Origin of the sequence: Streptomyces sp. NPDC053076 (genome assembly GCF_044546845.1) — a bacterium.
Taxonomy (GTDB): Bacteria; Actinomycetota; Actinomycetes; order Streptomycetales; family Streptomycetaceae; genus Streptomyces.
Genome location: NZ_JBITZL010000002.1, coordinates 335,461 through 348,564, shown reverse-complemented (window position 1 = coordinate 348,564; position 13,104 = coordinate 335,461). Strand labels below are relative to the sequence as shown.

Genomic DNA, 13,104 nt, shown 5'->3' with positions numbered 1-13,104 from the left:
CATGCCACCGTCGTCCCCCGGCCCCCGGCCGCGGGTCCTGCATCTCACCCAGCCGGTGGACGGCGGGGTCGCGCGCGTGGTGACGGACCTGGTCCGAGCACAGCTGGCGGACGGCCTGCACGTCACCGTCGCCTGCCCCGACAGTGCGCTCTCCGTGAAGCTGCGGGCGCTCGGCGCGCACGTACGGCACTGGCACGCGGCACGGTCGCCGGGTCCGTCACTCGTGCGGGAGGTGCGGCATCTCGCGCTGCTGATCGACGAGGTACGCCCCGACCTGGTGCACGCGCACAGCTCGAAGGCCGGGCTCGCCGGGCGGCTTGCGGTGCGCGGGCGGATTCCGACGGTCTTCCAGCCGCACGCCTGGTCGTTCGAGGCGGTCGGCGGGGCCACCGGGAGCCTCGCGCTCCGATGGGAGCGATGGGGGGCGCGTTGGGCCGCACGGGTGTTGTGCGTAAGCGAGGCGGAACGCGCCACCGGCGTACGCGCCGGGATCGCCGGCCGGTGGGTCGTCGTCCCCAACGGCATCGATCCCGGACGCTTCCACCCGGCCGCCGCCGGCGCCGTACGGGCCGGGCTCGCGCCGCTCGCCGGTCTCCCCGCGGCGGCGCCGCTGGCAGTGTGCGTGGGGCGGCTGTGCCGGCAGAAGGGGCAGGACGTACTCCTGCGGGCGTGGGACGCCGTCGTGCGCGAGGTGCCCGACGCCCGCCTCGTCCTGGTCGGCGACGGACCGGACCACGACCGGCTTCGGGAAGGCGCGCCGGCATCCGTGCTGTTCACGGGAGCCGTCGCCGACGCCTCCCCCTGGTACCAGGCCGCCGATCTCGTGGTTCTGCCGTCCCGCTGGGAGGGCATGGCGCTGGCCCCGCTGGAGGCGATGGCCTGCGGTCGGCCCGTGGTGGTCACGGACGTCGACGGAGCCCGCGAGAGCCTGCCGCCCTCCTTCGCCGCCCGGTGCCTGGTCCCCCCGGACGACCCGGTGGTGCTGGCCGGGGCCGTCACCCAGTTGCTGCTCGACGCGCCGCTGCGCGAGGCGCTCGGCGCGCAAGCCCGTCGGCACGTGCTGTCGGCCCACGACGTGCGGCACACCGCCGAGGCCGTCGCGCACTGCTACCGCGACGTGCTCGGCACAGGGCCCACAGCCGAAGGGGCGCGCCCGTCCCGAGCGGTCGAGCGCGCCGAGACGAACCAGACCACACAGCGCGTCGCGTCCACCGAGCACAGGGAGCCGAACCCATCGTGACCGCCGAACCTACCGCCCCCTCCCCCGGCGTACAGCCGCTGAACCATCCGTCCTCGCCGGTCTCGGTCCTGCCGCAGCGCGGCACGGCCACCGCTTCCCGGTTCCCCGCCCCGCGGCCTTGGGCGCGGCCGGACTCCCCGGTGCCGCTGCTCGTCGCGGACGGCGTCGCCGCCCTGCTGGGCAGCCTGGCACTCACCGAGGATCAGCAGCACCCGCTGCTCGTGGCCCTGCTGATCGTCGCATCGCTGCTGCTGCGCCCCCACGGTGGCCGGCCTCCGGTGCCGGCGCTACTGGAGGAGCTGCCCGCACTGTGGGGCCGCGTCGCGGTGGTCTGGCTGGCGCTCACGGCGCTGGTGGCGGTGTACCGGCCGGAGCGGGCCCTGTCCGTCGGCACCGTGCTGACGGGTTTCGCCCTGCAGGCGGTGGCGGGCTGTGCGCTGCGCGGCGCCGTGCACGGGTGGCGGCGCGCCGCACTGCTGCGCCACCCGCACACCGCACTCCTGGTCGGCCCGGGGGCGACCGCGCAGCGTGTGGCCGCCGCCGTACTGCGGCACCCGCGCTGCGGCGTACGGCCGGTGGGCATCGTCGCCGAGAAGGCGGACGGCACCGAGAGCCTGCCGGTGCTGACGACCGGCGAGGAGGTCAAGCGGGCGGTCATCCAGAACGGGGTGCGGGCGGTGCTGGCCGTTCACCCCTGCGTACGCACCGAACAGGGAGGACTGCTGGGGGAGCTGGCCGAGTCGGGCTGCGTGGTGTGGGAGGTCGACGCCGACTCCCCGTCGTACGCGGCGAGGGAGCGGCTTGCCGGGTTCTCCTGCCGACGTCTGGACATGTCCCCGGCACGCCGCGACAGCGTGGGCAAGCGGATGCTCGACGTCCTCGTGTCGGGGACGTTGCTGCTGCTGGTCAGTCCTCTGCTGCTGACGTGCGCGGTGGCGCTGCGGATCAGCGACGGGCCGGGCGTGGTGTTCCGGCAGGAGCGCATCGGCAGGAACGGGAGGCCGTTCACCCTGCTGAAGTTCCGTACGCATCGTCCGGTGGACGAGCATGAGTCGGCGACCCGGTGGAGCGTGGCGAACGAGAACGAGATGCGCTGGTTCTGCCGCATGCTGCGGCGCACCTCGCTCGACGAGCTGCTCCAGCTGTGGAACGTGCTCCGGGGTGACATGAGCCTGGTCGGCCCCCGCCCCGAACGCCCTTATTTCGTCGCGCAGTTCAGTCAGACCTACCCGGGTTACGCGGCGCGCCACCGCATGCGGACCGGCATCACCGGCCTCGCCCAGATCCAAGGGCTGCGCGGCGACACCTCGATCGAGGACCGCAGCCGGTTCGACAACGCCTACATCGACAACTGGTCGCTGTGGCAGGACGTCTGCATTCTGCTGCGCACCGCGGTCTCGCTGGTACGTCCGACGGGGAGCTGAGACGTGAGCCACGCCCTGACCCCGTTCCCGCGCCGCGTCGCCGCGTCGGCACCGGTGCTGCCCGCGGTGGCCGTGCTCGCCCTGCTGGCCCTGCCGCTGACGCCGGGCGGCGCGGGGCCCGCCGACGTGGTGTCCGGGCTGATGGTGGTGTACTGCGTGATCCGTCTCCTGCGCGAACGGCGGCGCCCGCTGTCGCGCACGGCGGCCGTGGTGCTGGGTCTGCCCGTCGTGGGACTCGCTCTCGCCGCCATGGGGACGTCCTCGCCGCAGGCCGGGCTCGCCGGCCTCGGCCGCTATCTGCAGATCTTCGTGCTCGTCCCGGCGGCCGTGCTGATGCTGGTCCGCGACCGGACCGGCTTCCGGGTACTGGCCTGGTCGTTCGTGGGGCTGGCGCTGTGCCAGGGCGCCGTCGGCGTGCACCAGTACCTCACCCGGACCGGCGCCTCCTACCAGGGCGAGGACATCCGGGCGGTCGGCACGTTCGGGCCGCAGGACGTGATGGGCATGGCGACAGTGGTCTCCCTCGGCCTGGTGTGCGCGGTCGGGATCGCTCTGGGCCGGACGTCCGCACGGCAGCGGGCCATCGCCGCCGGGTGCGCTCTGGCACTGCTGGCTCCGCTCGCGGTCTCCTTCAGCCGGGGCGCGTGGATCGCGACGGCGCTGACGTGCACCGTGCAGTTGGTGACGGCCGGGCTGCGGCGCGCCCTGAAGGTGGCCGCGGCCGCGGCCGCCGCGGGCGTGATCCTGATGGGCGGCTTCGGGGTCGGCACGGCGCTGTTGCAGCAGCGGGTCAACAGCATCGCGCAGGTCACCCACGCCCCCGACCAGTCCGTCGTCGACCGGTACACCTTGTGGGCGTCCGCCACCGGCATATGGCGTCAGCACCCGCTGACCGGTGTCGGCCTGAAGGGCTTTCCGCAGTACCGGGACGGGCACGCCACCCTGGCGCTGTCGTCGGGCGCCGAGATCGCGGGCGCGGGAGCGGCGTACCGCAGGCAGCCGCTGCTGTCGCCGCACAACATGTACCTGCTGGTGCTGAGCGAGCAGGGCCTGGTCGGGCTGCTGGGGCTGGCCGGGAGCTGGCTGGCGCTGCTGGTGTGCGGACTGCGGAGGTTGCTGCACGACCGGGACCGCGGCACTGGACCCGACTGCGCGCTCGTCGCCTGCGGGCTGCTGGTCTGGCTGCTGACCGACTTCGTGTACGGGGACATCGGCGGCCCCTCGACCGTGCTGACCGCCATGGGCCTGGGGCTGGTGGCGTGGTGGGCGCTGGCCGGCGAGGAGCGGGGGGACGTCCTGCCGAAGGGCGGGATGCGCGAGCGCGCCGAGGAGGCGGTGGCGCGATGACGGTGAGACCTTCGCACACCCCCGGATCGGGAACCGGCGGTGCGGCAACCGTACCCTCGGCGCGTGCCGCCCCCCTGACCGGGGACGGCACCCAGGCCACCTCGGCCTCCCGGAAGTTCCTCGCCAGGGCCACGCTCGTCACGGCGTCCCTGTCCATCGCCGGTTCCGTTCTCGGCCTGGTGCGCGACCAGGCCCTGGCGCGGCTGTTCGGTGCCGGGAGCGACACGGACGCCTTCCTGGTCGCGTGGACCGTGCCCGAGTTCGCCGCCACGCTGCTCATCGAGGACGGGCTGGCGCTGATCCTGATCCCGGCGTTCAGCATGGCGCTGGCCCGCCGTGCCCAGGGCGCCCCGGGCGACCCGGTCCGCGCCCTGGTCGCCGCCACCCTGCCCCGCCTGGGCCTTGCCTTCGCCGCGGTGGCTGCGGTGGTCGCGGGCACGGCTCCCTACCTGGTCCGGGCCCTGGCGCCCGGCCTGCCCGACCCGCGGCTCGCCGCCGACTGCACCCGGCTCACGGCGATCTGCGTGCTGGCCTTCGGGCTCGCCGGGTACTGCAGCGCCGCCCTGCGGGCACACCGCCGCTTCCTCGCGCCCGCGGCGATCTACGTCGCCTACAACGCGGGCATCATCGCTGCGATGTTCCTGCTCGGCGCACGCTGGGGCGTGCGTTCCGCCGCGGCCGGGGTCGCGGCGGGCGGCTGTCTGATGGTGGCGGTACAACTCCCCTCCCTCTGGCGGCAGCTGACATCACCCACGCGGCCGCCGCGCGGGACCGGCGCCGACGTCGAGGGCCGGCCGGTGCAATTCGCCCTGGTCGCCTCCGTGCTCCTGTTCGCCCTGTGCCGCCAGTCACAGGTCCTCGTCGAGCGCTTCCTCGCCTCGCACCTGCCCGCCGGGGCCATCTCGCACCTGAACTACGCGCAGAAGGTCGCCCAGATCCCGATGACGCTGTCGCTCATGGTGTGCACCGTCACCTTCCCGGTGGTGGCACGGGCGCTCGCGGACGGCGACACCGAACGGGCCCGCAGCCGCGTGCAGCGGGATCTGGCGGTGGCCTCCTGTGGGGTGCTGCTGGGCATGTCCGCGGTGATCGCCTGTGCCCCTCAGATGGTCGAACTGCTCTTCCAGCGGGGCGCTTTCACGGCGAGCGACACCGCGGCCACGGCCGACGTCATGCGCGTGTACGCCCTCGGGCTGCTGGGCCAGACCCTGGTCGGCGCCCTGACCCGGTCGTACTTCTCCACGGGCCGGCCCAGCTGGTACCCCCTCGGCGCGATGGCCGCGGGCATCGCCGTGACGTCCGGGACCGGCGCCGCGACCGTGGGCACCTGGGGTGTGTCGGGCATCGCCGCGGCCAACGCCCTCGGCATCACCGTCACGGCCGCCCTGCTGCTCGCCGGCCTGCGGGGGCCCCGGAACGGCCCGCACAGCCTCTCGATCCGCATCCGCCCGGTACTGGCCGGGCTGAGCAGGCCGGTATACGCGGCGGTCGTCGCCACCGTCGCCGGGGCGTTCGTCGCCGGCCGGCTGCAGTCCCCGGTGGCGGGCCTCATGACCGGCTGCCTGACCGTGGCCGCCGTCTTCGTCCCCCTCGCCTGGGCCTCGGGCGCCCAGGCCTTCGCATCCGCACTGCGCTCCGTACGCACCCTCACCCGAAGGCTCTCCCATGGCCACTTCCGTTGATCCCGTCGACACCGGCAGACTCCCGGCCCCCCGCCCGGATCCGGTCCCATGGGTGGCCATGTACCACTCGGTGGGGGACTGCTCGGACGACCCGTACCGCATCACGGTCACGCCCGAGCGGCTCGACCGGCAGCTGGCCTGGCTGCGCCGGCGGGGGCTGCGCGGGGTGTCCGTGGCCGAGCTGCTCGCCGCCCGCGCCCGGGGCGAGGGGCAGGGCCTGGCCGGGCTCACCTTCGACGACGGGTACGCCGACTTCGTCACCGACGCCCTGCCGCTGCTGCGCCGCTGGAACTGCGGAGCCACCCTCTTCGTCCTGCCCGGGCGGCTCGGCGGTGACAACGCCTGGGACCCGCTCGGCCCGCGCAAACCGCTGCTGACCGCGGACGGCATCCGGCACGCTGCCGCCGAGGGCGTGGAGATCGGCTCGCACGGGCTGACGCACGTCGACCTCACCCGGGCGGACGACCTCACCGTCAAGAACGAGGTCACCGAGAGCCGCGCGCTGCTCGAGGAGTTGGCCGGCGTCCGGATCGACGGCTTCTGCTACCCGTACGGCACGGTCGACGCCCGCGCCGTCGAAGCCGTACGGGAAGCGGGATACGCCTACGCCTGCGCCATCGATCCCGGTCCGCTGACCGGACCGTACGCCCTGCCGCGTGTGCACGTCGGCCAGAACGACACGGCCTGGCGCCTCTACCTCAAGCACCGGCTGCACCGGCTGCGCCGGCGCACGGTGAAGGGTCTGTGATGAAGGCCCTGCACATCATCACCGGCCTCGGCGTCGGCGGGGCCGAGCAGCAGCTGCGCCTGCTGCTGCGCCACCTGCCCGTCGACTGCGACGTCGTGACGCTCACCCACCCCGGTGCGGTCGCCGAGGGCCTCACCACCGACGGCGTCCGTGTCGTGCATCTCGGCATGGGCGGCAACCGCGACCTGGCCGCGCTCCCGCGCCTGGTCCGGATGATCCGGGCAGGCGGCTACGACCTGGTCCACACGCACCTGTACCGGGCCTGCGTCTATGGCCGGCTCGCCGCACGCATCGCCGGGGTGCGTGCGGTCGTCGCCACCGAACACTCCCTGGGCGACTCGCAGATGGAGGGCCGCCGGCTGACGGCGGGGGTGCGCGCGCTGTACCTCGCCAGCGAGCGACTCGGCTCGGTGACGGTCGCCGTCTCCCCCAGTGTGGCCGACCGCCTGAAGCGCTGGGGGGTGCCCGCACCCCGCATCCAGGTCGTCCCGAACGGCATCGACCTGGACTGCTTCCGCTTCGACCAGGAGCGGCGCGAGCGCACCCGCCGACGCCTCGGCCTGCCGGAGGCCGCGTGGGTCGTCGGCGGTGTCGGCCGGCTGACCCGGGGGAAGCGGTTCGACGTCCTCGTCCACGCGCTGGCCCGGCTCCCGGACGACCACTGGCTGCTGCTGGTGGGTGGCGGCCCCGAGGAGCACGTCCTGCGCCGCATGGCGCACGAGGCCGGCGTGGCCGAGCGCGTCCTGTTCACCGGCGAGCGCCCCTACGTCCCGGACGGCTCCCCCGGCCCCGACCTGCCCTCGCTCGCCTGTGCGATGGACCTGCTCGCGTCCCCGTCCGCGGAGGAGTCCTTCGGCCTGGCGGCCGTGGAGGCGCTGGCCTCCGGCCTGCCGGTGCTCTACACCTCCTGCCCGGCGATCGAGGACCTGCCGCCACCGGCCGCCACCGGCACCCGGCGGGTGTCCGGCGGCCCCGAGGCGTACGCCCGCGCGATCACCGTCGTGCGGGCGGCGGGCCCCCGGCCGCGCACGGCCCCCGAGGCCGCGCGCCGCTACAGCATCACCCGCAGCGCAGACCGTCTCCTGGACGTGTATGCAGCAGCGGTCTCCGGCTCCTCGTCCCTCTCACCTTCGGGAGCAAGCCCGTCATGACCGACACACCGACCGACACACCGACCCGTACGTGGCGCCCGTCCCTGGCCCCTGTCAGGAGGCTGCCGGCCTGGTCCGTACTCGCGGCCGGCACCCTTGTCGGCGGCCTGCTCGGCGGCGGGTACGGCATGCTGACCCCTCCGACGTACACGGCCACCAGCTACGTCGTCGTGGTACCGACGGGGAAGACCGAGGCGAGCTCGGCCCTCGGTTTCGCGCAGGCGTACGGCCGGGTCGCCACGCAGCTCGCGGTGCTGGCGGACGCGCGGGCGCGGGCGGGCGTGCCGGTGCCCACGCTGCAGCGGAGCGTGCAGGCGGCGACCTCACCGGACGCTCCGATGGTCGCCGTGTCGGCCACCTCCTCGCGCCCGCGTCTCGCCTCGAACATGGCCAACGCCGTCTCCCAGGCGCTGACCCGGCAGGCGAACGCCGCCAAGGGCAGCACCCATGTCCAGCTCGTGCAGTTCTCGAAGGCGGCCAAGCCGACCGAACCGAGCTCCGCGTCGTCGAAGGTGACCACTCTGGTGGGCGCGGGCGCGGGCGGGCTGCTGTGCGGCTTGGCGCTGCTCGCGCGGCCGAGGCGGACCCGCCGGGACGACGACCCCGTCCCCGCCGCCTCGGTGCCCGGCCCGGCCGCCGCCGCCGATGTGCACGGCCAACGGTGACCGCGGTGTACCCGGCCCGCCTCGTCACGCTAGTCGCCAAGCCACCAGTCGAAGCTGAGGCAGGGCCTCCCGCCGAGCCAGTGCTCGACCCATGCGCCTGCCCATGTGCCCAGGTCCAGCCCCGCGCAGCGCGCCGAGGTCGGCGGTGTGATGGGCGCGGTGGGCGTCGGGACGGGGGTGGCGGGCGCCTCGTCGGTGCGGCCGAAGAGGAAGGACCGGTAGACGAGGGACGAGCCCGGATTGCTCCTGCACCGCCACACGCCGTGCGGGCAGTAGTCGGTCAGCGTGTTGTAGAGCGGCTTGTGCTCGTCCATCCACGCGAGCATGCGCCTCATGTACGCGGCATTGTCGCCGTTGCGGGAGAGCCCCCATTCCGGGTAGGAGACGGGTTTGCCGTGGGCCTTGGCGAATTCCACGTGTGCCTGAAGTCCGTAGGGCTCGTTCACCTGCTGGTCGAACGACATCCCGGTCGGCTGGTCGTAGGAATCCATGCCGATGATGTCGACCGTGTCGTCCCCGGGGTAACACTGCGTCCAGGGAACGGCGTCCCGGCCTCGGCTCGGTGCGAAATCGAACCGGAACCTCTGCCCGGGCACCGAACGCATGGTGGTGACGATCCTTTTCCAGTACGTCTTCCACGCCTCGGGGTCGGGCCCGCAGCGATGGGTGTAGGTGACGCCGTTCATCTCCCAGCCGAGCACGAGAACCGTGTCCGGCACCTGCAGCCGGACCAGTCGCTCGGCCAGGGCGCGGAAGTGATGGTCGAACTCTCCCGCCGCGCCTCGCCGCACGAGCTGCTGGACGCCGGCGTCGGAGACGCTCTCCTCGTTGCGCTCCTGCAGAGGGACGTTCAGGACGAGCATCCGGTCGGCCTTCTCGTTGCGCCAGTGCGCCCACGCGGAGAGGAAGCCGAGGTCACCCTCGATGTCGCTCCAGTGGTTGCCGGGCAGATAGGTGTGGCCGACGCGGAGCTCGGAACCGCCCAGCCAGCGGCTGAGCAGCGGGATGCGGGCCACGCCGTCGGCGTCGGAGCCGAGGAAGGCTCCGAAGGCCGGCCAGCGCTCGGCGGGCACCGGAGGGGTCACCGCGGGTGGTTTCGGCAGCACCGGGACAGCCGGAGGGGTGGGGGCCGGTGGAGTGACCGGGGGTGCGGGAACGGCCGGAACGGCCGCCACGGGTCTCGCCGGGGGCTGCACCGGAGCGGAAGGAGGAGCGGGGCCCAGCACCTCCACCTCCGCCGCGGTACCGGCGGCCAGGACCGCGGACACGACGACCGCCGCCGCCCCCACGGCCAGCCGGCGGACCCGGGCCCGCTTGCGCTGCGGCGCCATGTCTGCACCTTTCTTCACCCTTGTCTGTATTCAGGTCTCGTTCCCCATATTGACACTTTGTCATATTCAGTCAGGCATGAGAAAGCCAAGAGCGCCAACGCCACTGCGGCTTTCGAGGCCTGCGCTCGCCCGTGCGGGTGAGCCGATCCGGAAGAAGAGAGGAAGCCGTGTCGCTACTCGACACCCGGGTCCCCGCCGTACTGCTGCGGATCGACCGGAATCCCTTCCACCACGGAACCCTGGGGGCCGTGCGTTCGCTCGGCAGGGCGGGAGTGGAGGTGCATGTCGTCGCCGATGCGACGGGCAGTCCCGTCCGCAGGTCTCGTTACGTGCGCCGGATGCATCCCCCGCCGCTCCCGGGAGCCTCCCTGGACGACATCCTCACCGTGCTGCGCCGTGTCGCCGACCGGATCGCGCGTCCCGCCGTCCTGATCCCGCTGGACGACGCGACCGCGATCGCCGCGGCACGGATGCGGGACGAACTGGCACCCTCCTACCTCCTGCCGGCGATGCCCTGCACGCTGGCCGAACGCGTCGCCGACAAGGCGGAACTGACCGCCGTCTGCGCGTCCACGGACGTCCCGTACCCGGTGACGCTGGTCCCGGACAGCCCGGCGGGGGTCGCCGACGCCGCGCGGCGGCTCGGGCTGCCGATGGTGGCGAAGTGGAGTCGGCCCTGGCTGCTGCCCGCCGGCAGGGGGCTGCGCAGCACGATGCTGGTGCACTCCGCACAGCACGCCCGGGAGCTGTACCTGCGCACCGAGGAGGCGGGCAGCAGGCTGCTGCTGCAGGCGTACCTGCCGCCGGGACCGGACCGGGACTGGTTCTTCCACGGCTACGCCGACCACGCGGGCACCGTGCGCGCGGGCGGGCCGGGCCGCAAGCAGCTGGCCTGGCCGCGCGGCGCGGGGGTGACCGCGGTCGGCTGCTGGACGCCCAACCCGCAGCTGCGGGCGCTGGCGGAGCGTCTCACCGGCGAGCTGGGCTACCGCGGCGTCTTCGACCTCGACTTCCGCCGCTGCGGCACGACGGGCCGCTACCACCTCCTCGACTTCAACCCGCGCCCCGGCGCCCAGTTCCGGCTCTTTGCGGACAGCGCGGGGCTCGACGTCGTTCGCGCCCTGCACCTGGACCTGACGGGCCGTCCCCTGCCGGACGGGGACCCGATGACCGGCCGGGCGTTCGTGGTGGAGAACTACGCGCCGTTCGCCGCGCTGCGTCCGTCGCCGGGTGGGCGCGAACTGGCCTGGTACGCCCGGGACGACCGCGTGCCCGGATGGGCGATGTGGGGCCTGTGGTGCCGCCATGTGTCCCGCCGGCTGCGGGAGCGGCTGGGCGCGACGCCTGCGGCACCGGCACCACCCCTGATCCCCCGGGCGGCCACTCCCGCCCTGACCAGCGACGAGAGAGCGAGCAGTTGATGCAGTATGACCTTGTGGTGGTGGGTGCAGGCCCGTACGGCCTGTCAATCGCCTCCCACGCGGCGGCCACCGGGCTGAACCTGCGCGTGTTCGGCCGGCCCATGGCGTCCTGGCGGGACCACATGCCCCGCGGCATGTTCCTGAAGTCGGAACCGTGGGCGTCCAACCTCTCCGATCCGGGCGGGCGCTGGCGTCTGGACGTGTACTGCGCGGAGCAGGGCCTGGCGGCACGCCATGCGGAGCCGATCCCGGTGGAGGCGTTCGCGGCGTACGGCCTGTGGTTCGCGCGCCATGCCCTGCCGGAGCTGGACGAGCGCATGGTGACCCGGGTGGCGCCCGGGCCCCACGGCTTCACGGTGGTCACCGAGGACGAGGAGGTGCTGCACGCACGGGCGGTGGCGCTGGCGGTCGGTGTGATGCCGTTCGTCGAGGTACCGGCGGCACTGCGCGGACTGCACCCCGCGCTGGTGACGCACAGCAGCCACCACAGCGACCTCGACCGCTTCCGCGACAGCGACGTCACAGTGATCGGCGGCGGCCAGGCGGCCCTGGAGACCGCGGCGCTGCTCGCCGAGCAGGGCACCCGGGTACGAGTACTGGCGCGGGCGGACGGGCTGCGGTGGAACGATGTGCCGCCGCCCCTGGAGCGCCCCGTGTGGCAGAACATCCGTTCCCCGCACAGCGGCCTCGGCCCCGGCTGGCGGAACTGGTTCTACAGCGAGCGCCCCGGCCTTTTCCGGCACCTGCCGGAGCAGACCCGGCAACGCATCGCGGCCACGGCACTGGGGCCGGCGGGGGCATGGTGGGTCCGGGACCGGGTGGAGGGCACAGTGGAGTTGCTGCCGGGCCACGAGGTCATCTCGGCCGCCGTGGTGCCGGGCGGTGTGCGGCTGGAGACGATGAGCCGCAAGGGCGTCCTGCGGACCCTGGAGACCGAACACGTCATCGCCGCCACGGGCTTCCGGGCGCGCTGCGACCGGCTGGGACTGCTCTCCGGTGATCTTCGCGGGACGCTGACGACCCTGCCCGACGGGTCTCCCGCGGTCAGGCGCGACTTCGAGTCCTCCCAGCCCGGCCTGTTCCTCGCGGGCCTGGTGACCGCCTCCGGCTTCGGGCCGGCCATGCGCTTCGTCCAGGGCGCGACCTTCACGGCGGCGGCGCTCGTCCGAGGGGTACGCCGCCGGCTCGGGAAGACCCCGATGGGCGGGACGATCCCCGTACCGGGTGGCAGCAGCCGAGGCTGGTCACCGTCACCGGTGCGCCGCTGACGGAGCAGCCTGCGCAGGCACCGCTGGGCCGCTGACGGACATCCGGTCGTCAGCGGCCCAGCGGCCCGAGGGGGCACGGGTACCGGGCGGGTCGCGTCCGGCACCCCGGAACGGCTACCGCTGGGACGCGGTGCGGCGGCCACGGCGGTACAGCATCGCCCCGCCAGTGAGCAGTGCGGCGCTGACGGCGGAGGTCGCCAGCAGGGTCTTGCTGCCGGTCTCGGCCAGCTGGGGAGGTCCGCCGGGCTGCTCCTCGCCGGCCGGAGGGAGCGTCTGGCTGCGCGTGGGAGAAGGTGTCGGACGCGGCGTCTCAGTGACGCGCGTGGGAGGTGTGGGAGTGCTGGGCGAAGGCGGCACACTCGCACTTGGCACAGGCGTGTCGACGTAGGCGGACTCGTTGCCGCAGCCGTTGCCGGTCGCGGAGTTGAGCAGGGCGACCGCGTTGACGGAGTTGCCGCACACGTTCACCGGCACCTCGACCGGCACCTGCACGTTGTTCCCGGCCAGCACACCGGGCGAACCCTGGGCGCCTCCCACCGCCTGCGAGCCCGTGCCGCTGCCGCCGGCCGAAGGCGTCACCCCCGCACCCGACGTGGGGGACGCGGCGTTGGCGCAGGCGTTGCCGGTCGCGGAGTTGAGCAGGGCGACCCCGCCGACGGTGTTGCCGCACACGTTCACCGGCACCTCGACCGGCACCTGCACGTTGTTCCCGGCCAGCACACCGGGCGAATCCTGGGCGCCTCCCACCGCCTGCGAGCCCGTGCCGCTGCCGCCGGCCGAAGGCGTCACCCCCGCACCCGACGTGGGGGACGCGGCGTTGGCGCAGG

Annotated in this window: 11 protein-coding genes; 9 read left to right on the top strand and 2 right to left on the bottom strand. The window is 73.9% G+C overall.

Annotated elements, in window-relative coordinates; translation table 11 throughout:
• Window position 1: 1 nt before the first annotated feature.
• From ACIGYR_RS08835 to ACIGYR_RS08805, 7 genes are read left to right on the top strand one after another with little or no spacing between them, the layout of a single operon-like run.
• The gene (locus ACIGYR_RS08835) at window positions 2-1,240 is read left to right on the top strand and encodes a glycosyltransferase (protein ID WP_399596174.1); all 1,239 of its coding nucleotides are present in this window, start codon (window positions 2-4) and stop codon (window positions 1,238-1,240) included.
• Window positions 1,237-2,664, top strand: coding sequence for a sugar transferase (locus tag ACIGYR_RS08830; RefSeq protein WP_399596175.1), 1,428 nt, complete (start codon window positions 1,237-1,239; stop codon window positions 2,662-2,664). The genes ACIGYR_RS08835 and ACIGYR_RS08830 overlap by 4 nt, the downstream gene beginning before the upstream one ends.
• Window positions 2,665-2,667: 3 nt before the next feature.
• On the top strand, window positions 2,668-4,011 hold the full coding sequence (locus ACIGYR_RS08825; protein ID WP_399596177.1) for an O-antigen ligase family protein: 1,344 nt from the start codon (window positions 2,668-2,670) through the stop codon (window positions 4,009-4,011).
• On the top strand, window positions 4,008-5,693 hold the full coding sequence (gene murJ, locus ACIGYR_RS08820) for a murein biosynthesis integral membrane protein MurJ (protein ID WP_399596179.1): 1,686 nt from the start codon (window positions 4,008-4,010) through the stop codon (window positions 5,691-5,693). Before ACIGYR_RS08825 ends, murJ begins: the two co-directional genes overlap by 4 nt.
• On the top strand, window positions 5,677-6,441 hold the full coding sequence (locus ACIGYR_RS08815) for a polysaccharide deacetylase family protein (RefSeq protein WP_399596180.1): 765 nt from the start codon (window positions 5,677-5,679) through the stop codon (window positions 6,439-6,441). Before murJ ends, ACIGYR_RS08815 begins: the two co-directional genes overlap by 17 nt.
• The gene (locus ACIGYR_RS08810) at window positions 6,441-7,592 is read left to right on the top strand and encodes a glycosyltransferase (protein WP_399596182.1); all 1,152 of its coding nucleotides are present in this window, start codon (window positions 6,441-6,443) and stop codon (window positions 7,590-7,592) included. The genes ACIGYR_RS08815 and ACIGYR_RS08810 overlap by 1 nt, the downstream gene beginning before the upstream one ends.
• The gene (locus tag ACIGYR_RS08805; RefSeq protein WP_399596184.1) at window positions 7,589-8,257 is read left to right on the top strand and encodes a lipopolysaccharide biosynthesis protein; all 669 of its coding nucleotides are present in this window, start codon (window positions 7,589-7,591) and stop codon (window positions 8,255-8,257) included. The genes ACIGYR_RS08810 and ACIGYR_RS08805 overlap by 4 nt, the downstream gene beginning before the upstream one ends.
• 29 nt (window positions 8,258-8,286) lie before the next feature.
• Here ACIGYR_RS08805 and ACIGYR_RS08800 read toward each other — a convergent pair whose 3' ends face one another.
• Window positions 8,287-9,588, bottom strand: coding sequence for a glycoside hydrolase family 26 protein (locus ACIGYR_RS08800; protein WP_399596185.1), 1,302 nt, complete (start codon window positions 9,586-9,588; stop codon window positions 8,287-8,289).
• Between the two features lie 167 nt (window positions 9,589-9,755).
• Here ACIGYR_RS08800 and ACIGYR_RS08795 point away from each other — a divergent pair, with 167 nt between their 5' ends.
• Entirely contained in the window at window positions 9,756-11,009 is a 1,254-nt protein-coding gene (locus ACIGYR_RS08795) for an ATP-grasp domain-containing protein (protein ID WP_399596186.1), read from the top strand.
• Complete coding sequence (locus ACIGYR_RS08790) at window positions 11,009-12,277, top strand: NAD(P)-binding domain-containing protein (protein WP_399596187.1); 1,269 nt, start codon at window positions 11,009-11,011, stop codon at window positions 12,275-12,277. Before ACIGYR_RS08795 ends, ACIGYR_RS08790 begins: the two co-directional genes overlap by 1 nt.
• A gap of 114 nt (window positions 12,278-12,391) precedes the next feature.
• Here ACIGYR_RS08790 and ACIGYR_RS08785 read toward each other — a convergent pair.
• The coding region (locus ACIGYR_RS08785; protein ID WP_400014177.1) for a chaplin at window positions 12,392-13,104 on the bottom strand (713 nt) is incomplete at its 5' end.